The 23,052-nt window shown below is 62.7% G+C and carries 16 protein-coding genes and 2 tRNA genes; 6 read left to right on the top strand and 12 right to left on the bottom strand.

Annotated elements, in window-relative coordinates; genetic code table 11:
* Positions 1-15 precede the first annotated feature (15 nt).
* Positions 16-1,152, bottom strand: a complete 1,137-nt coding sequence (locus OC537_RS10435) for an alpha/beta hydrolase (protein WP_262110990.1) — start codon at positions 1,150-1,152, stop codon at positions 16-18.
* Positions 1,153-1,359: 207 nt separating this feature from the next.
* Here OC537_RS10435 and OC537_RS10430 point away from each other — a divergent pair, with 207 nt between their 5' ends.
* On the top strand, positions 1,360-2,244 hold the full coding sequence (locus OC537_RS10430) for a LysR family transcriptional regulator (protein ID WP_262110989.1): 885 nt from the start codon (positions 1,360-1,362) through the stop codon (positions 2,242-2,244).
* Positions 2,245-2,704: 460 nt separating this feature from the next.
* Complete coding sequence (locus OC537_RS10425) at positions 2,705-3,547, top strand: SPOR domain-containing protein (RefSeq protein ID WP_262110988.1); 843 nt, start codon at positions 2,705-2,707, stop codon at positions 3,545-3,547.
* A 23-nt stretch (positions 3,548-3,570) separates the two neighbouring features.
* On the opposite strand, the gene OC537_RS10420 is transcribed toward OC537_RS10425, so the two are convergent.
* The gene (locus OC537_RS10420; protein WP_262110987.1) at positions 3,571-7,008 is read right to left on the bottom strand and encodes an ATP-binding protein; all 3,438 of its coding nucleotides are present in this window, start codon (positions 7,006-7,008) and stop codon (positions 3,571-3,573) included.
* Between the two features lie 248 nt (positions 7,009-7,256).
* On the opposite strand from OC537_RS10420, the gene OC537_RS10415 reads away from it, so the two are divergent.
* Both OC537_RS10415 and OC537_RS10410 read left to right on the top strand, forming a co-directional pair.
* Positions 7,257-7,332, top strand: a tRNA-Gly gene (locus tag OC537_RS10415).
* 57 nt (positions 7,333-7,389) lie between these two features.
* Positions 7,390-7,463, top strand: a tRNA-Cys gene (locus tag OC537_RS10410).
* Positions 7,464-7,538: 75 nt separating this feature from the next.
* On the opposite strand, the gene OC537_RS10405 is transcribed toward OC537_RS10410, so the two are convergent.
* Positions 7,539-7,832 (bottom strand): hypothetical protein, encoded by a 294-nt coding sequence (locus OC537_RS10405; RefSeq protein WP_262110986.1) that lies wholly within the window; start codon positions 7,830-7,832, stop codon positions 7,539-7,541.
* Positions 7,833-8,046: 214 nt separating this feature from the next.
* Between OC537_RS10405 and OC537_RS10400 the strand changes: the two genes are divergently transcribed.
* On the top strand, positions 8,047-8,247 hold the full coding sequence (locus OC537_RS10400) for a YbfA family protein (protein WP_025327782.1): 201 nt from the start codon (positions 8,047-8,049) through the stop codon (positions 8,245-8,247).
* Positions 8,248-8,295: 48 nt separating this feature from the next.
* Here the strand turns inward: OC537_RS10400 and OC537_RS10395 are convergent, their stop codons facing one another.
* From OC537_RS10395 to OC537_RS10375, 5 genes are all read right to left on the bottom strand, one after another.
* Complete coding sequence (locus OC537_RS10395; protein WP_262110985.1) at positions 8,296-9,258, bottom strand: IS1595 family transposase; 963 nt, start codon at positions 9,256-9,258, stop codon at positions 8,296-8,298.
* A gap of 212 nt (positions 9,259-9,470) precedes the next feature.
* Positions 9,471-12,683 (bottom strand): response regulator, encoded by a 3,213-nt coding sequence (locus tag OC537_RS10390; RefSeq protein ID WP_262110984.1) that lies wholly within the window; start codon positions 12,681-12,683, stop codon positions 9,471-9,473.
* 161 nt (positions 12,684-12,844) lie between these two features.
* A complete protein-coding gene (locus OC537_RS10385; RefSeq protein ID WP_262110983.1) occupies positions 12,845-13,612 on the bottom strand; it encodes a DODA-type extradiol aromatic ring-opening family dioxygenase in 768 nt (255 codons plus the stop codon).
* Between the two features lie 247 nt (positions 13,613-13,859).
* Positions 13,860-14,330, bottom strand: coding sequence for an FKBP-type peptidyl-prolyl cis-trans isomerase (locus OC537_RS10380; RefSeq protein ID WP_106886177.1), 471 nt, complete (start codon positions 14,328-14,330; stop codon positions 13,860-13,862).
* 152 nt (positions 14,331-14,482) lie between these two features.
* Entirely contained in the window at positions 14,483-15,637 is a 1,155-nt protein-coding gene (locus tag OC537_RS10375) for a Na/Pi cotransporter family protein (protein WP_262110982.1), read from the bottom strand.
* A gap of 296 nt (positions 15,638-15,933) precedes the next feature.
* Here OC537_RS10375 and OC537_RS10370 point away from each other — a divergent pair, with 296 nt between their 5' ends.
* Positions 15,934-16,389, top strand: a complete 456-nt coding sequence (locus tag OC537_RS10370; RefSeq protein WP_262110981.1) for a hypothetical protein — start codon at positions 15,934-15,936, stop codon at positions 16,387-16,389.
* 94 nt (positions 16,390-16,483) lie between these two features.
* Here the strand turns inward: OC537_RS10370 and OC537_RS10365 are convergent, their stop codons facing one another.
* From OC537_RS10365 to OC537_RS10350, 4 genes are all read right to left on the bottom strand, one after another.
* Entirely contained in the window at positions 16,484-17,794 is a 1,311-nt protein-coding gene (locus OC537_RS10365) for an APC family permease (protein WP_106887887.1), read from the bottom strand.
* Between the two features lie 435 nt (positions 17,795-18,229).
* On the bottom strand, positions 18,230-19,609 hold the full coding sequence (locus OC537_RS10360) for an APC family permease (protein ID WP_262110980.1): 1,380 nt from the start codon (positions 19,607-19,609) through the stop codon (positions 18,230-18,232).
* Positions 19,610-19,815: 206 nt separating this feature from the next.
* Positions 19,816-21,114, bottom strand: coding sequence for a 4-aminobutyrate--2-oxoglutarate transaminase (gabT, locus tag OC537_RS10355; protein WP_262110979.1), 1,299 nt, complete (start codon positions 21,112-21,114; stop codon positions 19,816-19,818).
* Between the two features lie 231 nt (positions 21,115-21,345).
* The gene (locus OC537_RS10350; RefSeq protein WP_262110978.1) at positions 21,346-22,809 is read right to left on the bottom strand and encodes an NAD-dependent succinate-semialdehyde dehydrogenase; all 1,464 of its coding nucleotides are present in this window, start codon (positions 22,807-22,809) and stop codon (positions 21,346-21,348) included.
* Between the last annotated feature and the right edge of the window lie 243 nt (positions 22,810-23,052).

Here is a 23,052-nt window from a genome sequence, read left to right as displayed (position 1 = left end):
CCGCGTGCTTGGTCTTTACTTCAGGTTGGTCTTGAAGAACTGCTCAAACTGACCAAAGGGGATCTTGCCTGCCACGTTATCGTAGAGATCCACATGGTTGGCGCCCGGTACCACGACCAGTTCTTTTTGCTGACTTCCCACGGCCTTGAAGGCATCTTCGGCAAAGTAGCGCGAGTGGGCGTTCTCGCCGGTGACGACAAGCGTAGGAATCGTGATCTCGCTGGCATAGCTCAACAGCGGCATGTTCATAAACGACAGCGGCATGGTGGTGGTCCAGGCACCGTTAGAGTTCACCGAACGCGCATGGAAACCGCGCGGGACACGGTAGTAATCGAAGAACTCCTTGAGTACCGGATGCGGATTGTCCGGCAGTGCCTCTGGCAGGGTCCGGCTGGCTGCCGTGACCTTACCCTTCTGGTCGACATAGAGATCGTGATTGCTATGGGCAAAAGAGCCACTTTCTGCGTCTTGCCAGCGTTGTTCGTTCAGGTGTTTCAATATGGCGCGGCGATCGGCCGTGGTGTAACGATCCTTGCCATCGCCCACCCCATGTCCCATGGCTCGACTCATGTCATACATCACGCTGGTCGCCACGGCTTTGACGCGAGTATCGGCGGCGGCGGCATTGAGGGCCATACCACCCCAGCCGCAGATCCCCAGCAGACCGATCCGAGAGCGGTCCACCTCCCCTTGCAGGCCAAGGAAATCGACGGCGGCACTGAAATCTTCGGTGTTGATGTCGGGTGAGGCCACATCGCGCGGTTGGCCGCCGCTTTCGCCGGTGTAGGAGGGGTCAAACGCCAGAGTGACGAACCCGCGCTCGGCCAGGGTTTGGGCATAGAGACCGCTCGACTGCTCCTTCACCGCGCCAAAGGGGCCGCCCAGGGCAATGGCCGCCAGCTTGGCGTTTCCCCGGTTCTTCGGCAGATAGAGGTCAGCGACCAGGGTGATGCCATAACGGTTCTTGAAGGTCACCTTGCGATGCTCGACTTTGTCGCTCTGGGCAAAGGTCTTGTCCCATTGGGTCACCATGGAGACGGGTTCAGTGGGATTGGCAGTTTGGGCATGGCTCATGGTGGAGACTCCGGTCAATGCGGCGCCCAGCAGCAGGGCAGACGCGATAGCGGTCAGCTTCTTGGGGATAACATTCATGGTAAAGCTCCTTGAAATCGGATTTCTGATTCGTGGTCCTGAGGGTGGTTTGATGGTGTTGTGAACCATGAGCTGCATTCTAGTTAGAACTATTGATGATGATTAGATCGGGTTTTTTGATAACATTGATGCGCTTGTGTTCTTAATCAGGGCGTCCAATGGACGTTGAACAAACTCTGGCTGGCTGAAAAATGTGGGTGGAACAAGATGACAAGCCGCGAGAATTACAACGATCTCCACGTCTTCATGCTGGTTGCCCGGGAAGGCAGCTTTACCCGGGCGGCTGCCAGGCTGGGGCTGGCCCAGTCCGGGATCAGTCGTACCATCCGGGATCTCGAGGCCAGGCTCGGGGTGCAACTGCTGGTGCGCACCACCCGCAGCCTGTCGCTGACCCAGGCTGGCGAGCAGTTATACCGCACGGCACAAAGCGGCTTTCAGTCCCTGGATGCGGGGCTCGCCACCCTAGCCCATTTTCGCGACATCCCTTCCGGCACTGTGAGGATCAACGCCAGTCAGCACGCCATCGACAAGGTGCTGTTGCCCAAGCTGGCCATCTTCAGACAGCGTTATCCTGACATTCGACTGGAGCTCATCAGCGAAAGCCGCTTCGTGAACATCATCGACGAGCGCTTCGATGCCGGTGTGCGACTGGGCGGCGAGGTGGGCGAGGGGATGGTGGCCGTGCGCATTACCCCTGATATGGAGATGGTGATGGTGGCGACGCCGGATCATTTTCTGCAATACGGCTTTCCGCAGACACTGGCCGAGCTGGCGGTGCATCCCTGCATTGCCTATCAGTTTGCCGATGGCAGCCTCTATCAGTGGGAGCTGTGGCAGGAGGGCAAACTGGTCAAGCATAGGCCCCAGGGACAGTGGGTCTTCTCCGACAGCTACATGGAAGCGGCGGCAGCAAGAATGGGGTTGGGATTGGCCTATGTCCCTGAGGAGCTGGTCGCCGATGAACTGGTGCGCGGAACCCTGATCCGGGTGTTGCAGCGGTTCAGCCACCGCCTGGATGGCCTCTATCTTTACTACCCCCATCGCAACGTGTCGCCCGCCTTGAGAGCCCTCATCGACACGCTGAAACTGTGAGGAGAGAAGCCAGATGCCTTGGCATATGGCGCCGACAGGGTGAACGCCATGATGCCTCAACCCTGCTCGCAGGATGGACTCGGGCACGGGCGCTGATGGCGACATCGCCCATCAGGGCGTTTTTGGACAAATACCAGAGGAAACAAACTCCTGGTCAGGGGCAAGGCTCCTGGATAGGCGCAGGATTCAGGCCAAGTTCAGCGCTACCCCGGTATGGTGCTCGGCGTCGATGGGAGGCAACGAATGGCAAGCGAGGTGGCAGCAGGTTGAGCCCTGCCCGTTTCTCTTCAAGCCCGCCAAGACGCTGAGGGACGGCGGCATGGGGTGACATCCTGACTCGGGCTTGCTCTCACGGACGACGCCCCTTTTCTGCCGCGCCGCGCGGCCGTCCCCATGCCGGTCCATGATCTCTTTCTGCCGCACCGGCGGCCCCCCATTCTCATGCCGTCCAGGAGGACATATGACCGAATGCCATCTGCCCAAGTGCAACTCCGCCTCTCTCATTCGCCAGATAGGGATAGGTCTGGCGGCCGGCGCCCTCTGCATGCTGATGTTGAGCTATGTGAGCCCTGCTCGACAGAGCGCGCCCGAGACGTCCCCCGCGCCAGCAGAAGCCTCTTCGCTCCAATCCCGGACGAGCGGCGCCGCAGCAACCGCCCGCCAAGGGGATGAGGCGAGCTTCCCCCTGCCTGCGCTGACGGCCGGGGCTGATGGAGAGAAAGGGGAGGGGATGACAGCCGGGGTGACAGTCACCCCCATGATGGGCGAGCCGAGCGCGGCCGTCTTTACAGCGCCGCAAGAGATAGCGGCGCAAGAACAGGTGGCCCATCAGCCGCCCATGGGGATACCGGCGAGCCTCCCCCCAGCCGCTCTTCAGCCTGCGGCCAAGGATCCCGTCCCCTCCGAGCCTGGGCCCAAGCCCGCTGCCAAACCGGCGCCCACGTCCGAGAGCAAGCCCGAGATAAAGCCTGCGGCCAAGGCGCAAGCCACTGCGCCCGGCAAGGTGAGCCTGACGCCAGCCAGGGTCCTGCAACAGAAGAACGGCAACCACCTCAGCGTTCAACTGATGGGGTCCCGCAGCCTGGCGGCCATAGAGCAGTTTGTGCTCGCCAACCGGCTCGCTGGCCAGGTGTGGGTCTATCAGACCCGGTTCAACGGCAGCCCCTGGTTCGTGGTGCTGAAGGGGGAGTATGCCGGCATGAGCCAGGCCCAGGCGGCCATTCGCACGCTGTCGCCAGCCCTGCAGAAGGCGGATCCCTGGCCCAAGTCATTCGCCCAGGTGAAGCGCGAATTGCAGCAGTAGCCCTGCTGCTTGGATGACGGGGCTCACCCCTTGCGGCTGGCGAGCTGGCGCAGCAGCTGGGTACTCTGGTGCAGGCTCTGCTGCTGCACCTCGCTCAGGGGGCACTGCTTGAGCACGTATTCGGCGCTGGCCACCACCGTCTTCCAGCGCGGCGCCTTGGGCAGGGTGTCCAGGCTCAGGTATTTGTCGAGGGTGCGGGTCTGGGGGCTGGATCTGTCCATGTAGACGCGCCACAGCTTGCTCTTCTCCGCCAGCACTATCTTGCCCTTGCCGGTGCTCTGCTGCCAGGTGTCGAGGGTGAGGCGCATGGTGTCCACCAGGGCCCGGCGCAGGGGCTCGTCATCCTGCTGGCGAATGAGGTTGTCCGCGAGCGATCTAAACTCCCCCCCCAGCCGGCTCAGTTCACCCAGCAGTTGGCCATCTTCGATGATGGCCTGGCGCGACAGGCTCTTGAGGGCGTTCTCCAGCGCCATCACCCTGTTGTCGTCCTGGCGCTGCTCGGTGCTGAGGGTGAGGGCGAAGGCGTGCTGACCCCCCAGGCTGATGGGCAGGGCCCGTGCATTGAGCCCATCCTTCTGGCCCGCCACCAGGAAGCTCAGATCCTGCTCCGGCCGCGCCACCATGTCGGGCCACTGGCTCGCCAGCGGGGTCGCCAGCCACTCGTCGAGGGGCAAGCCTTCCATGGCTTCCGGCTCCTGGCCCAGCAAGCGGGCCAGGGCGCGGGAGGCAAAGAGCACCACCCCCTGCTCGTCGATGAAGACCATGGGATCGGCCCCTTCCCCGAGCAGCGCCAGCAGCCGCTCCTGATCCTGATGCAGCTGGGCCTGCAGGCGCAGGCGGTGCTCTATCTCCTGCTTGAGCAGGTGATTTTCCACCAGGGAGGCGCGGCCGGCACTGGCCTCCAGCAGGGCCCTGACCCGGGCAAACAGCTCCTCCTTGCAGAAGGGCTTCACCAGATAGTCGTTGGCCCCGGCGTTGAAGCCCTCTTCGATGTCCTTGGGCTGGTTGAGGGCGGTGAGCAGCAGCACCGGCAGCTTGTCCTTGGGATGCTGCTGGCGCAGGCGGCGGCAGACGTCGAAGCCGGACAGGGTCGGCATCATCACATCCAGCAGTATGAGATCCACCGGCTCCTGGGCCAGCTTGGCCAGGGCGTCGTGGCCGTCGCTGCTCGGCAGTATGCGATAGCCGCAGGGCTGCAGCAGGTGGCGGAGGATGTGCAGGTTGATGGGCTCGTCATCCACCACCAGGATGAGGGGGGCGTCTGGTGGGGGCGGGGGCAGATCGTCGCTCTCCCAGTCCGGCAGTATGAGGGGCTGCTGGCGCACCAGCTGATGCTCTATCTGGCGGCTGTCGAGGGTCAGGCTGCCCGCCTTGCCGCTGGCGAGCGGCAGGGTGAAGGCGAAGGTGGAGCCGACGCTCGGCTCGCTCTCCACGAAGAGCTCACCCCCCATCAGGTGCACCAGTTGGCGGGTGATGGAAAGCCCGAGCCCGGCCCCCTGCTTGCTCACTTCCGGGCTCATCTGCACCAGGGGTTCGAAGATGTGCTCCAGATGGTCCTTGGCGATGCCGATGCCGGTGTCTGTCACCCTGATGCGCAGGAAGTTGCCCTCCACCAGGGCGCTCAGCACCACCTTGCCCTGGGGCGTGTACTTGATGGCGTTGCCCACCAGGTTGTAGAGCACCTGTTCGAGGCGCTGCTCGTCCGCCAGCACCGGTGGCAGCTCTGCCGGGCTTATGTCCACCAGGGTGAGGGGCTTGGCCTGCACCAGGTGCTGGCAGAGATCCAGCACCAGCCGGATCACCCCCTTGGAGGAAACGGGCTGGGGGTGTATCTCCAGCTGGCCGTAGCGCATCTGGTGATAGTCGAGCAGATCGTCCACCAGGCGGGCCAGGCCGTCGGCGCTCTTGATGATGAGGCCGAGCTGTTTCTGCTGCCCCTCGGTGAGATCCTGCTGGCTGGCAAGCATGGACTCCGCCATCCCCTTGATGCCGTGGATGGGGGTGCGTAGCTCATGGGAGGTGTTGGCCAAGAGCTCATCCTTGAGTTTGTCCGCCTGCTGCAGGCTGAGGTTCTGCTTGTGGGTCAGCTTGACCTGCTGTTGCAGCTCCTGGGTCTGGCGTTCGATGAGCTCTATCTTGTCTTTCACCGAGCGCTGCATGTGGCGGAATGCCTGGGCCAGCCGGTCGATGTCGTCGTCGGTGCGGGGAATGGTGATGGGGTGCTCCAGGGCGCCATCAGCCACCTGCTCGGCGGCGGCGGTGAGGGAGCGCAGCGGCGCCGTGATGGAGTGGGAGAGCCAGCGCGAGAACAGGATCAGCAGCAGCAGGGAGCCCGCCCCCAGCAGGATCACCAGCGTCTCCAGCTGGCGTATGGGGGCATAGGCCTCGCTGGTGGAGACCTCGGCGATGAAGGCCCACTCGGTGTCGAACACCTTGACCTGGGTGTAGGCGGCCAGCACCTCGTCATCGTGATAGGAGAGGAAGGGACCGACCCCCTGCTCGCCGGAGAGGGCCTTGATGACGAGCGGCGTCTGCAACGGCCGGAAGTTGGGGCTGAAGCTGTTCTCCACGCTGAATTCGGGGGCCAGCCAGGCGTTGGCGCGCATCCGCTTGTCCGGGCCTATGAGGATGGTCTCGCCGGTCTCGCCGAGCCCCTCCCGCTCCGCCATGATCTGGTTGAGTTTGTCCGGCAGCAGCTCGAAGATCACCACGCCACGCACATAGTCGTATTGCATCACGGGGGCGGCCAGATAGGCGACGACCTGGCCGGTCAGCTCGTTGCGGCCAAAGTCGGTGAACTCGAAGATCTGCTGGGGTTTCTGGCCGCCGTCGAGGCGACGCTTGATCTTGGCGAAGGTGTTGCCAAGGCCGCTGGCCTGATAGGGACCGGAGAGCAGGTTGGTGGCGAAGTTAGGGTGCTTGGTGACCGAGTAGACAACGTCACCGTTGAGATCCACCAGGAAGATGTCGCTGTAGTTGGACTTGCGCACCATGTCGGCGTAGCCGCGGTGAAAGCGCTGGTGCACCCGGCCATACATCTCGTCTGCCAGGATCAGGGCGCTGATGGAGGGCTCGATCTCCACCTGGCTGTCCGGCTGTTGCAGCTTGTCCCAGGAGCCGGGCACATAGCGGGCCTGGGCGCGGGCGCGGGCCTCCTGAGGCGTGGTGCCGAGCTTTTCGAAGGCCCCGGTGAAACCGTAGAAGCGACCGATACTGTTGCCGGCAAAGTCCTGCTGGGAGAAGTTGATGATCTGCTCTTTGAGGTTGCCGAAGTAGTCTTCCAGCTGGCTCTTCTTGATGTTGCGCACCGAGACCAGATGGTTGGAAGTCTGGGTGGTGAGGTCCTTGCCGTGGCTGTAGAGGAAAAACAGGGTGACGACCAGGAAGGGCACCAGGCCCAACATGAAGAAAGCCAGCATCAGCTGCGGTCTGAGCCCACGAGGCCTGAAGATCCATTTCATTGTGTGATTTTCAATTGAGAATCCAGTTACTAAGCGCAGTGAGTTTCTGACTAAAGACTAACTATTTCAATGGCTTTATCTTAAATTCGCTCGTCGGGTCACAGGGAGTGGCGGGAATTTTGAGCAAGGCGTTTAAAGCCTGAGCAAACGCTCCGGAAAAGCGCGCAAAGTCATAAAAAAGGGTTGTGCCCGGGCTCGGGGTACGTATAATGCGCCTCGTTGTCAGGCAACTGGCACACGGCAGTCAGGCGGGAATAGCTCAGTTGGTAGAGCACGACCTTGCCAAGGTCGGGGTCGCGAGTTCGAGTCTCGTTTCCCGCTCCAATTTTCCATCGCACCAACGATGGATATCACTTTCAAGACAATCAGTCTTGTCAGCATGGCGCGTTAGCAAAGCGGTTATGCAGCGGATTGCAAATCCGTTTAGTCCGGTTCGACTCCGGAACGTGCCTCCATATTCTTCCTTAGTTTCATTCTTGTTCCATGCCCTGTTTCATCCCGGAAACGTGTTTCGGCATATCCCCTTGCGTTCAATATCCTTGCTGGGTCAATAACAGCTCGCAGCCCTGCTTGCGCCACTCTCTTTGCAGATAGTGACTTATCTCGTCGAGGGATTGCCCCCGATACTGAAGTTGCAGCTCGGCGGCGTGGTCGGTCAGATCGGCCATCTTCTGCTTCAGTTGACCGCACTGCCACAGGCTGACGACGGGCACTCCCTGGTACGCCAGCGTGATGGAGTCATCCCGATTGAGTCGCCACTCCTGCCACTGTGACCAGGCGAGCAGACCGAGCACGCTCAGGACAGCAACATCTGCCAGTTTCATGTGCTTCTCCCCCCATTCATCTGCCCATGTTCTAACTCTTGCCCAAGGCGTAGTTTTTGCCAGCCTTGTTACTCTTTGGTTAAATAATGTAACCCAGTTTCACTTTCTGGTTTTTAGGCGGTTTTTTTATAAAAAAAGGGGCTTGTTGGTGTAGTAATCCTACAGTTTGTGGAGTAATCTTTGCTCAGTGGTCTTACCAGTGAGGCGTTAAATCATGTTTCATCCCTTCTCCCTGACTCAGATAATCCTTCGCCGCATCTTCGTACTGATGGTGGGTCTGCTCGCCTTCCCTGTGATGCTGTTTCGCCGCGATCGCGCCCGCTTCTACAGCTACCTGCACCGGATCTGGAACAAGACCAGCACCAAACCGGTGTGGCTCAAGATGAGCGAACGGGGCGAGCGGATCTTCTACTGATCCCTTGCCCACAATGAAAAAAGACAGCCCAGGCTGTCTTTTTTTAGGCTATGTCCCAATTACGTGTTGCATGGGGCGCCCCAGCGCCTCATGCAAGCAACGTGGGATAGTCACTTCCCGTCCATAGCGCTCCAGCATCCTTCGCCAACCCAGATAATTCCTCAGATAGTGGGTCGCTACCCCATGGAACCGCTCCATCCACTCTTTCAAACGCCTGTGGTACCCGTTCACATGCTGGATGTGGTACGCGCCAACCACGCGCTCGCCTTGACGATTGCGCACGACTTGATGGGTCACTCCCTGCGCTTTGCTGAAACTGGTATACACCCCGGCGCCATCGCTACACAACACCGCATCTGACGAGACAAGGGGTGTCAAAACCGCTATCACCGTCTCGGCATTCATTTTCTCCAACTGAAAATCCGCATGGTGGCCAGCCCGGTCCTGAACCACCATCACCGGGATGTAATCCGACCCTGTGCCTCGGGTACGGCCTTTGCCCCCACGATGGCGGGCCGGGCGGGGCAAACCACGTTGCCCTTTAAACGACTCCAGGAAGAAGGTCTCATCGACCTCGACGATACCCTCTTCCCGTACCGCCTGGTGGCTCGCCATGGCTTTCAGGAAGCGGTGACGCCACAAAAAGGCGGTGTTTTTACAGACCCCGCAGCGGACGGCAGCCTGTCGCACGGTCAGCCCGTCGATGAGGGCCTGGGCATAGTCTTCCCAGCACTGTGCCTTGCGAAGTCGGGCCAGCGGCGTCTTGGTGAGAACGGAGCTGGTACGCAGACACTGCTTGCAGCGATAGCGACGCAGTCCTCGACTCCAGCCCCAGGGAGCCAACTGCGCGGCCCCGGCCTGGCAGTGAGGGCAACATTGGCAAGGGGGGAGTTGGGTGGCTAACGAGGTGATGGGGTGAGGGGTGGTGAGTTCATGTTGCGCGAGGCGACGCTGGCGCAAGGTGAGCAGTGGGAAGAGAGAGAGTAGATGTTGAAAGGCTTGGGTATCCATGATGGAGGCCCTCAAGGTGATGACCTACTTCAAGGTTAGCCTTTCAACATGTAATTGGGACAGCGCCTTTTTTTATGGCCGGCCCCTCGCATGGGCCTCTTTCCCGCATGGCTGAGAAGTCAGTCCCTGGCTTGCACCAGGGCGGGTTTCCACCGTGCTTATCCTCACCCAGCGCCTCTCTCTTCCCCCTTCACACCCCCGATGGCGCCCCGTCATGCCTCCCGGCCGAGTTCGGCCAGCGCCGCGCGCAGGCGGGCTAGGCCTATGGGTTTGAACAGGCAGTCGTTCATGCCGGCGGCCAGGCAGAGCTCTCGCTCCCTGGGCAAGGCGTGGGCGGTAAAGCCCCAGACCGGCAGCTCATGGCCACGGGCGCGCAGGTTGCGCGTCAGTTCGAAGCCGTCCATCACCGGCATCTGGCAGTCGGTGATGACGAGATCGAAGGGGTGGCTGCCGACGGCGCGCAAGGCCTCCAGCCCGTTGCTGCGCACGCTCACCTCGTGTCCCAGGTGCTTGAGCTGCTGGCGCAGCAGGATCTGGTTGGCATGGTTGTCATCCACCACCAGTATCCGCAGCCGGGGCCCTGGCTCCCGGGGAGGGAGGGGGGCCGTCACCTGCGGGAGAGCCGGGGTGGCCAGGGTCAGGGGTAGTTTTATCTCGAGGCGGGTCCCCCGTCCCGTCTCGCTGTCGATGCCTATCTCTCCTCCCATCATCTGGCACAGGATGCGGGCCAGGTTCAGGCCAAGGCCGCTGCCCGGGTACTGCTCGGGGGAGTGTGCACGGTAGAAGGGGGTGAACAGCTGGGGCAGCTTGTCCGCCGGGATGCCGACTCCGGTGTCTGCGATGACCAGGTGCAGCACGGGGGCGTGCAGGGTGTCTCCCGTCAGGGCGGCGCTAATGCTCACCTCGCCCTGCTCCGTGAACTTGATGGCGTTGCCGATCAGGTTGAATAGGATCTGGCGCAGTCGAAGGGAATCGATCAGCACAGTCGGCAGGGGGGTGACGGGCAGTTCGACACTATAGGCCAGCCCCTTTTGCCCGGCCATGCCCCCGAACACCCGGGTGACCGACAGCAGCAGCGGCGTCAGCTCGCAGGGGGTCGGGGTCAGGGTCATCTGGCCCGCCTCTATGCTGGCGATATCCAGGGTATCCCCGAGCAGATCCAGCAGACCGTTCGCCGAGTCCGCGGCGATGCGCAGCAGCTCGGCGCTATGGCGACTGAGGGCGGGATCTTCGGTGGCGAGCTCCAGCATGCCGAGGATGGCGTTCATGGGGGTGCGGATCTCGTGACTCATGGTGGCGAGAAAGTCGCTCTTGGCCCGGCTCGCGCTGTCGGCCTGCAGCTTGGCCTGGCGCAGGGCCTCCTCCAGCTGCTTGCGGTCCGTGATGTCGATCCAGCCGTCGATCACCCCGCTGATGGCCCCCTCGGCATCGAAGTAGGGCACCATCCAGTGATAGATGTGGGTCTGGCTCCCTTCGCGATTGAAAATCCGATCGGCAAAGATGGGCTGGCCATGCTGCACCACCTTCGCAAAGTCCTGCTCCAGGGCGGAGATGCTCAGGGAGTCGATCAGCCCTTCCAATCCCTGAGCGAAGGGCTGACCCATGACCTCTTCCGGGCGGGCACCGAGCTGGGCCAGGTATTTGCTGTTGCACAACAATACCTTGCCGCTCTTGTCCCGCACCACTATGGGGTGGGGCTGACTCTCCCCGAGCGCCTTGATGAACCTCACGTGGGCCTCCAACTGCTGGCGGGATGCCTGCTCGGCGCGGGCCAGCCGCTTGAGCATGAGGTTGCGATAGATCAGCACCAGGGCCAGGGCGAGGAGCACCGCAAACAACAGGTAGAAGGCGTGGGCGTGGCGCTCGATGAAGCCCGGCACCGGCAGTTTGCGGTTGCGCCACTCGTAGCTCGTCATGGCCAGCTCGTTGGGCGGGATGGCGAGCAGTGTCTTGTCGAGGATATTCATCAACATCTCGTTGCCGGGCTGGCTGGCAAAGCCCATTCGTATGGGTTCGTCATCGGCGGGCCCCGCGATGCGCAGCCGGGTTCGCGGATCATTGTCCAGGGCGTGGCGGGCAAAATAGAGCGGCACTATGGCGGCATCCAGCCTGCCCCCCTCGACGGCCTGCATCGCCTCCTCGGCGCTCTCCATGATGGTGAGACTGCTGCCCTCCAGCTGATCGGCGAGCGGGGTATGGCGGGTCATCCCCACGCGCTTGCCCGCCAGACTCTGCAGCGAGTCCATGCTCTCCTCCCCCTGATGGGTGAGGATCACGTAGATGTCGTCCGAGGCATAGGGAACCGAGGGGCGCAGGCCATAGCGCTCGGCCACGGGCCGGGAGATGGCACCGATGAGATCGAGGCGCCCCGATCGGATGGCCTTGTCCCGCTGCCGGTCGGAGTCGAAGCGGATGAACTCGAAGGTGAGGCCGGTGCGCTTGCTCACCTTGGCCAGCATGTCGACCGTCATGCCGGTGAGCTGGCCGTCGTGATCCATGGCGCCATAGGGGTAGAGGTTGTCCATCAGCCACACCTTGATGGGGGGAGACTGGCGCATCCAGGCCAGCTCGGCGGCGTCATAGCGCTCGCTCGCGCTGTCATTCATGTCACGTATGGGCCCGTTCCACTGGCTGAAGATGGCGTTGCGGGTTCCGTCGTCGATGGCCTCCAGGCCGCGATTGATGAGGCCGAGCAGGGCCGGCACCCGGGCGGAGACCGCGAAGCGAAAGTCGGCCGGTGCCAGGCTGGGTTGTGCCTCGCCGCGCTGCCTGAGGTGGTCGAAGCGCTCGCTGTTGAGGTAGTGCATGGCGTGGGCGTCGCTGAGCAGTATCTCCTGGCGGCCGAAGAAGACGGCGTCGAAGGCCTCCATGTTGGAGGGATGGGTCACCAGGGTGAGGGTGGGGTAGTAGAGCCTGAACCTCTGGGTATCAATCTGCCCCACTACGGCGGCGACGCGCTGGCCCGGTGCCAGCAGGGGGCCCTGATAGGGTTTGGGGGTCGAGAAGACCAGGGCGCTGCTGAAGTAGGGGTTGCTCAGGCGGATCTTGGAGGCCTCGGTGTCCGCCAGGGTCAGGTTGCCGAGGTTGACCAGATCGATTTCTCCCCGGCGCAGGGCGAGCAGGGCGCTCTCCTTGTCGGCGAAGAGGTGCAGTGACAGGGGCTTTTGCAGTAGATGGGCGAGGATGCCGAGGTAATCGGCGGAGATCCCCTCGAACCTGTGCTTTGAGACGATCATGCTGAAGGGGCGGTAATCCTCTGCGAGAAGGCCGACCCGCAGTTGCCTTGCCTGCCGCAACCAGCCCTGCTCGGCCTTGGACCAGCGGGGAGGGGCTATCTCGGGGTCGTGACGGCTGTGCAGCGTCAAGGCCAGCGCAGGCTGGATGAACAGCAGACAGAGCAGGATCAGTGATCGATAGAGGTTCATCATGCCACCTGGAACGGGACAGCCATCCTTGCCGGGTCTGGGCCAAAGGCGGCCATTCTACCGGAAAATGGCTATAACGAGTCCCTTATTTGGCCGCAGCCAGCATGAAAGGCACAAAGATGGCGGCGTGAGCCGCCATCCGTACCCAGGCGTTGCCGGGATCAACCGAACCTGTAGGCACCCATGTAGAGGCTGCCATAGTCCCAGCTCTGGTGCAGCCTGGTCGGCCTGTCGCTTCCCGCCGCCCCGAGCGCCACGAACAGCGGACGCAGGTGATCGTCATGGGGATGGGATTCCACGGCGCCCGGTGCCCGGGCCCGATAATCTTCCAGCGCCGCCCTGTCACCTTGATCCATGGTCTGCTCCAGCCAGTGCACGAAATCGCTCGCCCAGCGGGGCACGGGGCTGTCGTCCGGCCCGAGCGCCTTCAGGTTGTGGGTGATGGCGCCGGAGGCGAGGATGGCGATGCCCTGCGCACGCAGGCCCTGCAGCGCCTCCCCCAGTTGCCACAGCTGGGCCGGGGTGAAGCCGGCCGGGATGGAGAGCTGCACCAGGGGGAGTTCGCTCTGGGGATCCATCAGGGAGAGGGGCGACCAGACCCCGTGATCCAGCTCGCGGTTTACCGCAGTGGCGGGCAAGCCCGCCAGCAGCAGCTGATCGCTCACCGCCTCCTGCAGCCATTGTGGACTCTTGGCCGGCCAGCGGATCCGATAGAGGGGCTCGGGGAAGCCGTAGAAGTCGTACATCAGGGCCGGGTTCGGCTCGACGTTGAGCTGCAGCTCGCTGCGACTGAACCAGTGGGCCGAGAGAACCACCAGCCCCCTGATACCCTCAAGGCGCAGCTGTTTCAGGAACCGGGTGGCAGGCTGATCCCGCAGCACCAGATCCGGGGCGCCGTGGGAGATGAACCAGACGGGGGCGATAGCCATGACAGACTCCATATGCGTTGTGCCGATGCGTGCTGCGCACCGAAAACCCGAGGTCAGGGCGACATGCCGCTGACTATGTGGTCATTATCTGCCCCAATGGTTGGGTTAACAATCAGGCTTTATGGATAAGCACCGTTCACTTTTGGTTAATAGTCTGAGCTGTAAGGGCGAACGAAATGGCGCAGAAACGACAAAGCCGGCGCACTGCGCCGGCTTTGTCGTCAAGGCCCCGTCGGGCGGCGGCAGCTTACTGGATACCCAGCAGCTCAACGTCGAAGATCAGCACCGAGCCAGGTGGAATTTTACCAGCGGCACGATCGCCGTAGGCAAGATTGGCGGGGATGTAGAAGCGGGTCTTCTCCCCTTCCACCATCAGCTGCACCCCTTCGGTCCAGCCCTTGATCACCTGATTGAGGCCAAACTCGATGGGCTCGCCGCGGGCGACCGAGCTGTCGAATACGGTGCCGTCCAGCAGCTTGCCCTCGTAGTGCACCTTCACCTTGCTGGTGGCGGTGGGGTGAACAGTGCCGCTGCCCTGGGTCAGCACTTCGTACTGCAGGCCGGAGGCCGTGGTGGTCACCAGGGGCTTCTCCTTGTTGCTGGCGAGGAACTCGGCGCCCTTGCGCACGTTCTCTTCGGCCAACTTCTTGTTGTTGCTGCTGGAGTAGAAGTAGTAGGCCACCCCGGCGACGAGCAAGGCTATCAGAATGAATTTCATCGGTTTTCCTATTCCCTGAAATGCAAAGAGTGCAATGAGAACGGCATCTTATCCCAGTCGGGGAGGGAGGGCGAGTGGGACGCAGGAGGATGTGACGGGGCTGACAGAGGACGAGGGGGCCAGAACCTGGCCCCCTCGTCTCATGTGGCGGATTACTTCACCGCCACCATCATCAGGGCGGGCAGGGCGAAGAAGAGCCCGGCCACATAGCCCAGCGCCAGCAGCTTGTTCTCGCTGCCCACCCGGGCCAGGGTCTCGGCGGCCTTGATGGGCAGCTCCCGCAGGAAGGGGACCCCGTAGATGAGCACCACGGCAAACAGGTTGAACAGCACGTGGACCAGGGCTATGGTCAGCGCCAGCTGGGCACCGGCACCGCTGATGGCGGTGGCGGCCAGCAGGGCTGTGATGGTGGTGCCTATGTTGGCCCCCAGGGTGAAGGGGTAGAGCTGGCGGGTGTTGAACACGCCGCCGCCGGCCAGGGGGATCATCAGGCTGGTGGTGGTGGAGGAGGACTGCACCATCACAGTCACCAGGGTGCCGGAGGCGATGCCGGTCAGGGGGCCACGACCCAGGGCCTTGTGCAGCAGCTCCTTGGCACGGCCCACCATGACCCGTTGCAGCACCTTGCCGAGGCTGGTGACGCAACCCAGGATCAGCAGTATGCCGATGACTATGGTGGCGATGGCGGGGCCCTTGCCCGGCAGGAAGGCGACGGCCGAGTCGATGAGATCCAGCGACGGCGAGATGAGGGGCTTCATGAAGTCCATCCCCTTCATCGACATGTCGGCTGAGCCCATCAGCAGGCCGGAGATCCACTCAGCGCTCTGCTGCAGCAGGCCGAACATCAGCTCCAGCGGCAGGAAGATGAAGACCGCCAGCAGGTTGAAGAAGTCGTGTACTGTGGCGGCGGCGAAGGCGCGGCGAAACTCTTCCCTGTCCCGGATGTGACCGAGGGAGACTATGGTGTTGGTGATGGTGGTGCCGAGGTTGGCCCCCATCACCATGGGGATGGCCATATTCATGGGCAGGCCACCGGCCACCAGGCCGACGATCACCGAGGTGACCGTGCTGGAGGATTGCACCAGGGCGGTGGCCAGGATGCCGAGCAGCAGGGCAACGAAGGGGTTGTTGGCGAAAGCGAAGATCTGGGCCGCGCCCTCGGCGCCGCCGGAGAAGCCCTTGAAGCCGTGGGAGACGGCGCCAACGGCGACCAGGATCAGGTAGATCAGCGTGATCACCGCGAGCCAGTTGAACAGGGGGCCGGGACGGCGGGTCTGCTGGGGTGCGGAAGATGCGGTGCTGTGCATATGGCCTCTTGGGGTCGTTCTGCGTTGAAATGGACGGGCGCATTACAACAAGGCTCCATGACAGAAATATGACAAAGTGACACTTTTATGATGTTTTGGTGACAGCGAGCCTCCGGTGTATCTCTGTTGTGCATTTGTTCTGTTAAATTTTATTGTTTTGGTTGATTGAACTGGTGTTTCGGTGGGTTGCGTTAGAAATTGACGCGTTAAGGGCGAGATGACAGGGGTTCAGGTAACACTCTCCTCCCCGCAGGGGTAGACTGTCTGGTCATGTTATTAGCAATGGTGAGTCAGTCATGATCATGAAACCTTGGTCCCTTCTTCTCTTTCCCTTGGCCCTGCTCTCTCTGCCGTCCCAGGCGAACCCCCTCTCTTCCGGTTGCAGCGCCGAACAGGTCGCGATCGGTTCTGCCGTCAACAGTGCGACCGGGGTGAACAGTCGCTGCTCGGCGGCGAGTGCCAAGCAGCGGGTAGACAATGTCGTCAATGATCCCGCTGACTATGCCAAACGCAAGGCGGCTCAGGCCACCGGGGTGGACGAGGCTTACAACAAGGCGCGCAACACCAAGGCGCAGGTCGAGAACGCGGTGGATGACCCCGCCGACTACGCCAAACGCAAGGCGGCTCAGGCCACCGGGGTGGACGAGACCTACAACAAGGCGCGCAATACCAAGTCGCGGGTCGAAAACGCGGTGAATGATCCGGCGCAGGCGGCGGGCAGGGCTGTGCTGCGTAAAACGGGCGTCTACTGAGCATCTGCTCGCCAGCGACAGGGCGGCGCAATCGGCCAGGCCAGGATAAAAAGAGGGGAGCTGCTAGCTCCCCTCTTTCTTTTGGTGACTGGACTTACTGGCCGTCGGCCGTTTCCTCGTACTGACGGAAGGGGATGCGGAACACCGCCAGGCGCAGGAAGAGGTAGGTAACCCCGATCCCCGCCCAGATGAGGCCAAGCTCCAGGGAGCTCTGCTCCAGGTTGATCCAGAGCGCCCCTATGGTGGCGGCCCCCAGCAGCGGCAGCACCAGGAACAGCAGGTGATCCTTCAGGCTCTTGTTGCGTTTCTCGCGCACCCAGAACTGGCCGATGACCGACAGGTTGACGAAGGTGAAGGCCACCAGGGCGCCGAAGTTCACCAGCGCCAGCGCCATATCCAGATCGAACGACACCGCGGAGAGGGCCAGGGCCCCCACCAGCAGCACGTTGATGGCCGGGGTGCGCCAGGTGGGGTGGATATAGCCGAACACCCGCTCCGGTATCATGCGATCGCGCCCCATCACGTAGAGAATGCGCGACACGCCGGCGTGGGCCGCCATGCCGGAGGCGAGCACGGCCGCCGTGGTGCACACCAGCACCACGCTCTGGAACAGGGTGCCGCCGACGTAGAGGGCGATCTCCGGCAGCACGGCGTCCGGCTCCTTGAAGCGGGCCAGATCCGGGAAGAAGAGCTGCAGGCTGTAGGAGACGGTGACGAAGATGATGCCGCCGATGAGCGCCGTCAGCACTATGGCGCGCGGGATCACCTTGCCGGCGTTCGGGGTCTCTTCCGACAGCGAACTCAGGCCGTCGAAGCCGAGGAAGGAGAAGCAGAGAATGGTGGCGCCGGTGAAGAGCGGCAGCATGCCGGCGGACTCCAGGTGGAAGGGGCGGCTGCTTAGCAGGGTGCCTGTCCCTTCGCCGTGCAGCAGTCCCCAGGCGATGAGGCCGAGGAAGGTGAGGATGATGGCAACCTGGATAAAGACGATGAAGCCGTTGAGGTTGGCCACCAGCTTGATGCCGCGCAGGTTCAGGAAGGTCATCACTGTCACCAGGCCGAAGATGAAGATCCAGGGATCGACGTTCGGGAACATGGCGGTCAGATAGATCTTGGCCAGCAGTATGTTGATCATCGGCATGAACATGTAGTCGAGCAGGGAGGACCAGCCCACCATGAAGCCCACATAGGGGTGGAACACCTTCTGGGCATAGGTGTAGGCGGAGCCTGCGGACGGGAAGCGGCGCACCAGATGGCCGTAGCTGAAGGCGGTCAGCAGAATGCCGCCCAGCGCCAGCAGGTAGGCGGTGGCGACCCGGCCCTCGGTGATGTCACCGACGATGGCGAAGGTGTCGAACACTGCCATGGGGGTCAGATAGGCCAGGCCCATCACCACCACTTGCCACATGCTGAGGGTTTTTATCAGACGAACGGGTTGCTGGCTCACTCAGGCTTCCTCCTTGCACGGCAGGCAGGAGGTGGAATGGCGTGAGGCCATGGGACTGGTTTCTCGCATCCGCAGCGGATCGGTATGCAAACCACAGACGTTGGTCGCGCGGCGACCAAAGCAGGTTCCGGCGACAACCGGAGACAAAGCCAATAAGAGCCCCATGTTTTTCCTCATTGCGGCATTAGGTCCATCTGAACCTAGATATCATTTCCGGAGTGGTTCCGGCCTCGAAGTAGACACTTGTTTTCAAAATGAAAAATAACCGATGTGAGGATCACATCGGTTATTCAAATCGGCGCGCATTTTGCCCCAGATGGGGGGGGATGACAAGCCAGGATCGGCATTCCCGGCAAGAGAATGCGCAAGGACAGGGTTTACATCAATAAACCGCGCCTATTCCTGTGTCGACGGCAGGGGGGCCAGCCCGCTGCTGGCAAGGCTTGCCGCCGGTTGGCTCGGCAGCGAGACCCGCCAGACCGTAGTGCGCAAAAACAGGTAAATCCCGCCGATGGCGGCCCAGATCAGCCCCAGCACCAGGGAGGTCTGCTCCAGGTTGAGCCAGAGTATGGCCACAGTCCCTGCCCCGAGCAGGGGCAGCACCAGGTATTGCAGGCGATCCTGCCAGGTTTTGTTGCGCCCCTGACGCAGGTAGTAGCAGGAGATCACCGACAGATTGACCACGGTGAAGGCCACCAGGGCGCCAAAGTTGATCAGCGCCAGGGCGATCTCCAGATCGAAGCTGATGGCCGACAAGGCCAGCAGGCCCACCAGCAGTATGTTGAACACGGGGGTGCGCCACTTGGGATGGATGTAGCCGAAGGTGCGTTGGGGCAGCACCTTGTCCCGTCCCATCACGTAGAGGATGCGGGAGACACCGGCGTGGGAGGAGAGCCCCGAGGCCAGCACCGCCACGCAGGCGCAGACCAGCACCACGCTCTGGAACAGCTTGCCGCCGACATAGAGGGCGATCTCCGGCAGCACGGCGTCCGGCGCCTTGAAGCGGGAGGCATCCGGGAAGTAGAGCTGCAGGGCATAGGCCACCACCACGAAGATGAGGCCGCCAAGCAGGGCGGTCAGGATGATGGCTTTGGGGATCACCTTGCCGGCCTCCGGGGTCTCCTCGGAGAGGGCGCTCAGGCTGTCGAAGCCGAGGAAGGAGAAGCAGAGGATGGTGGCCCCGGTCAGCAGCGGCAAGATCTCTGTGCTGCTGCTGTAGATGGGCTGCAGGCTGAGGGTGCCGACCCCTTCCCCCTGATAGACCCCATGAGCGATCAGGCCGAGGAAGACCAGCATGATGGCCACCTGGATGAAGATGATGAGGCCGTTGAGGTTAGCCACCAGATCGATGCCGCGCAGGTTGATGGCGGTCATCAGCACCGTCATGCCGAGGATGAAGATCCAGGGCTCGACGCCGGGGAAGAGGGCGCTCAGATAGATCTTGGCCAGCAGCATGTTGATCATCGGCAGGAAGATGTAGTCGAGCAGGGAGGACCAGCCCACCATGAAGCCCACCACGGGGGAGAACTCCCGCTGGGCATAGGTGTAGGCCGAGCCCGCGATCGGGTAGTGACGCACCATCTTGCTGTAGCTGGAGGCGGTGAACAACACCCCGACCAGGGCCAGCAGGTAGGCGGTGGTGACATGACCCTGGGTGATGTCGGTGACGATGCCGAAGGTATCGAACACCACCATGGGGGTCATGTAGGCCAGGCCCATCACGACCACTTGCCACAGGGTCAGGGTTTGTTTCAGTCGCGCAGGGCGTGGGGCCATGGGGCCGTCTCCTAAGAATGCAGTGGTGAAGGGCCCGCCTGCCGAGCAGGGGCAGGGCCCCATGACAGGGTGACTGGTCACAGAGGGAGCCAAGTGCTCCTGCCATCATTTTTGGGGGCGAGATGATACCGTATAAGCAGGCCATCCGCGATGGACGGCCTGTCGTTATCTGACGATATTGTTCGTGCCAGCGAGAAACGCGGGCACTAACCCTGACTGGCGGCGGCCAGCGCCTGCTCCAGCAGGTCGAGTCCCTCGTCGATCAGCGCCGGGGAGGCGGTGAGGGGGGCGAGGAAGCGGATGACGTTGGCACGCACGCCGCAGGCCAGCAGCACCAGGCCCCGTTTGCCTGCCTCTGCCACCAGCCGTTTGGTGAGATCCGGGTCCGGTTTGGTGGCATCGCGCCCCTTGACCAGCTCCATGGCCACCATGGCGCCGGGGCCGCGGATGTTGCCTATGCTGTCAAACCGCTCCGCCAGCTGGTGCAGGCGCGCCTTGATCTGCTCTCCCTGCACCAGGGCCTGCTGGTTCAGGAGCTCCTCCTCGATGACCTCCAGCACCGCCAGGGCGGCGGCGCAGGCGATGGGGGAGCCCGCATAGGTGCCGCCCAGACCACCGGGTTTGGCGGCGTTCATGATTTCGCTCTTGCCCACCACGGCCGAGAGCGGGAAGCCGCCTGCCAGGCTCTTGGCGAGCGTCATTATATCCGGCTCGACGCCGCTGTATTCGGTGGCGAAGGTCTTGCCGGTGCGACAGAAACCTGTCTGGATCTCGTCGCAGATGAGCAGTATGCCGTGCTGATCGCAGATCTTGCGCAAGGCTTGCAGGAAGCTCGGGGAGGCGACATAGAAGCCCCCCTCACCCTGCACCGGCTCTATGATGATGGCGGCCACCCGGGCCGGTTCGATGTCGGCGCTGAAGCAGAGATCCAGCGCCCCCAGGGCATCGGCCTCGCTCACCCCCAGGTAGTCGGCCGGGAAGGGCAGATGATAGACCTCCCCCGGGAAGGGGCCGAAGCCGGTCTTGTAGGGCACCACCTTGCCGGTGAGCGCCATCCCCATCATGGTGCGGCCGTGGAAGCCGCCCTTGAAGGCGATGGTGCCGCTGCGGCCGGTGTGGACGCGGGCTATCTTGATGGCGTTCTCCACCGCCTCGGCGCCGGTGGAGAGGAAGAGGGTACGCTTGGGGGTCGGGCCCGGCACCAGGGCGTTCAGCTTCTCGGCCAGCTCGATATAGCCCGGGTAGGGGGTGACCTGGAAGCAGGTGTGGCTGAACTTCTCGAGCTGCTCGCGCACGGCGGCGACCACCTTGGGGTGGTTGTGGCCGGTGTTGAGCACGGCGATGCCGGAGGCAAAGTCGATGTAGCGGTTGCCCTCCACGTCCCACAGCTCGGCGTTTTTCGCCCGGTCGATGAAGACCGGCAGCAGGGTGCCGACGCCCTGTACCACGGCCGCTTCACGGCGCGCTTGCCACGCCTGGTTTGAATGCTGTTCTGACTGACTCATCTTTCCTCCCTGAGGGGCATGGCCCCTGATATTCCTGTGCAATCTGCTCGTCGATTGAACCGCGCACTGCCATCTGGCAGGGCGGCATGTCTGGTGCGGGGCGCGGGTGGCGTACCGCAGGGCGCCGTCGAGGCTCTCGTGAGGCCGAGCTGGCGCCCATGTCTATCTATAAAAACGATGGACTGGTGTCAGAGACATCTTTTTCAGCGATGCCTCTGAGGGGCATGAGCATCAACGGATGCCGCCAAAGCAGAGGTATTTGGTCTCGAGGTATTCCTCCAGCCCCTCTGCCGCCCCTTCCCGACCCAGCCCCGACTCCTTGATGCCGCCAAAGGGCGCCAGCTCGGTCGAGATGATCCCCTCGTTGATGCCCACCATGCCGTATTCCAGCTGCTCGGCCACCCGCCACACCCGTGCAATGTCGCGGCCATAGAAGTAGGCGGCCAGGCCATAAGGGGTGTCGTTGGCGATGGCGATGGCCTCGGCCTCGGTCTCGAAGCGCACCAGGGGGGCGACGGGGCCGAAGATCTCCTCCTGCAGTATGGGGTTGTCCCGGGTCACGCCGGTCAGGATGGTGGGGTGGTAGAAGAGCGGGCCGGCGGGGTGGGCTTGCCCCCCCACCAGCACGCTGGCCCCGGCGGCCTCGGCCTGGCTGACCAGGGAGGCGACCTTGTCGGCGGCGGCGGCATTGATGAGGGGGCCGATCTGGGTGCCTTCACCCATGCCATCCCCCACCTTGAAGCCACGCACCGCGGCGGCCAGCTTCTCGGCGAAGGCGTCATGGACGCTGGCCTGCACCAGGATGCGGTTGGCGCAGACGCAGGTCTGGCCGGCGTTGCGGTATTTGGAGGCGAGCGCCCCGGCCACGGCGGCGTCGAGGTCGGCATCGTCAAACACGATGAAGGGGGCGTTGCCACCCAGCTCCAGGGAGAGCCGCTTCATGGTGTCGGCGCACTGGCGCATCAGCAGCTTGCCGATGCGGGTGGAGCCGGTGAAGGAGAGCTTGCGCACCTTGGGGTTGCGGCACAGCTCGTAGCCCACGGCAGCCGCCTGATGGGAGGTGACTATGTTGATGACCCCGGCGGGGATGCCCGCCTGCTCGGCCAGGGCCGCCAGCGCCAGCGCACACAGCGGTGTCTCGGCGGCAGGCTTGATGACGATGGTGCAACCGGCGGCCAGTGCAGGTCCCGCCTTGCGGGTGATCATGGCGATGGGGAAGTTCCAGGGGGTGATGGCGGCCACCACACCCACCGGCTGCTTGATGGTGGCCAGGCGCCGGTCGCCGGAGAAACCGGGAATGGTGCGGCCATAGGCGCGCTTGCCCTCTTCCGCGAACCACTGGATGAAGCTGGCGCCATAGGCCACTTCCCCCTTGGCCTCGGCGAGCGGCTTGCCCTGCTCGCAGGTCATGATGCGGGCCAGTTCATCCTGACTGGCCATGATGAGTTCGAACCAGGCGTGGAGCCGGCTGCCGCGCTCCTTGGCGGTGAGGGCAGCCCAGGCGGGCTGGGCATTGTGAGCCGCCGCTATGGCGAGCCGGGTGTCCGCCTCGCCCATGTCGGGTACCTGGGTGATGAGCTGGCCGGTCGCCGGATTCAGGACCTCGAAGCTTTGTCCGCCATGGGCCTCGCACCAGCGGCCATCTATATAGGCAAGGGACTTGATCAGGGAGAGTGCGGGTTGTGATGCTGACATAGATAGGAAGCCTCGATTGTGGGTCTGGGTGGCCAACTCATCCCGTGGTGCCACCGTATAGAATAATAAGCACGTAACGACCATAAAGTGAGCCGAAATGTTTTTCAAGTGTTAAATATATTTGAGTGAATGGTGCGGTGCATGCTAGAAATGGGGCTCTCAGGTCGATTCTAGCGTTTCTCATTCGGTGAGGTGTGCAAAATAATGAACGCTCTCAGCTGTGCAGGATAGCGAACAGGGTGC

This window comes from Aeromonas sp. Marseille-Q5825 (genome assembly GCF_946892685.1).
Classification (GTDB): domain Bacteria; phylum Pseudomonadota; class Gammaproteobacteria; order Enterobacterales; family Aeromonadaceae; genus Aeromonas; species Aeromonas rivipollensis.
Note: the sequence above shows the minus strand (reverse complement) of the source record. Positions and strands in the feature narration are given on the sequence as shown.

Coding starts and splice junctions, on each gene's coding strand:
- OC537_RS10435 (WP_262110990.1), bottom strand. CDS start 1,152: ATGAATGTTATCCCCAAGAAGCTGACCGCTATCGCGTCTGCCCTGCTG.
- OC537_RS10430 (WP_262110989.1), top strand. CDS start 1,360: ATGACAAGCCGCGAGAATTACAACGATCTCCACGTCTTCATGCTGGTT.
- OC537_RS10425 (WP_262110988.1), top strand. CDS start 2,705: ATGACCGAATGCCATCTGCCCAAGTGCAACTCCGCCTCTCTCATTCGC.
- OC537_RS10420 (WP_262110987.1), bottom strand. CDS start 7,008: ATGAAATGGATCTTCAGGCCTCGTGGGCTCAGACCGCAGCTGATGCTG.
- OC537_RS10405 (WP_262110986.1), bottom strand. CDS start 7,832: ATGAAACTGGCAGATGTTGCTGTCCTGAGCGTGCTCGGTCTGCTCGCC.
- OC537_RS10400 (WP_025327782.1), top strand. CDS start 8,047: ATGTTTCATCCCTTCTCCCTGACTCAGATAATCCTTCGCCGCATCTTC.
- OC537_RS10395 (WP_262110985.1), bottom strand. CDS start 9,258: ATGGATACCCAAGCCTTTCAACATCTACTCTCTCTCTTCCCACTGCTC.
- OC537_RS10390 (WP_262110984.1), bottom strand. CDS start 12,683: ATGAACCTCTATCGATCACTGATCCTGCTCTGTCTGCTGTTCATCCAG.
- OC537_RS10385 (WP_262110983.1), bottom strand. CDS start 13,612: ATGGCTATCGCCCCCGTCTGGTTCATCTCCCACGGCGCCCCGGATCTG.
- OC537_RS10380 (WP_106886177.1), bottom strand. CDS start 14,330: ATGAAATTCATTCTGATAGCCTTGCTCGTCGCCGGGGTGGCCTACTAC.
- OC537_RS10375 (WP_262110982.1), bottom strand. CDS start 15,637: ATGCACAGCACCGCATCTTCCGCACCCCAGCAGACCCGCCGTCCCGGC.
- OC537_RS10370 (WP_262110981.1), top strand. CDS start 15,934: ATGATCATGAAACCTTGGTCCCTTCTTCTCTTTCCCTTGGCCCTGCTC.
- OC537_RS10365 (WP_106887887.1), bottom strand. CDS start 17,794: ATGTGGCAAGTGGTGGTGATGGGCCTGGCCTATCTGACCCCCATGGCA.
- OC537_RS10360 (WP_262110980.1), bottom strand. CDS start 19,609: ATGGCCCCACGCCCTGCGCGACTGAAACAAACCCTGACCCTGTGGCAA.
- gabT (WP_262110979.1), bottom strand. CDS start 21,114: ATGAGTCAGTCAGAACAGCATTCAAACCAGGCGTGGCAAGCGCGCCGT.
- OC537_RS10350 (WP_262110978.1), bottom strand. CDS start 22,809: ATGTCAGCATCACAACCCGCACTCTCCCTGATCAAGTCCCTTGCCTAT.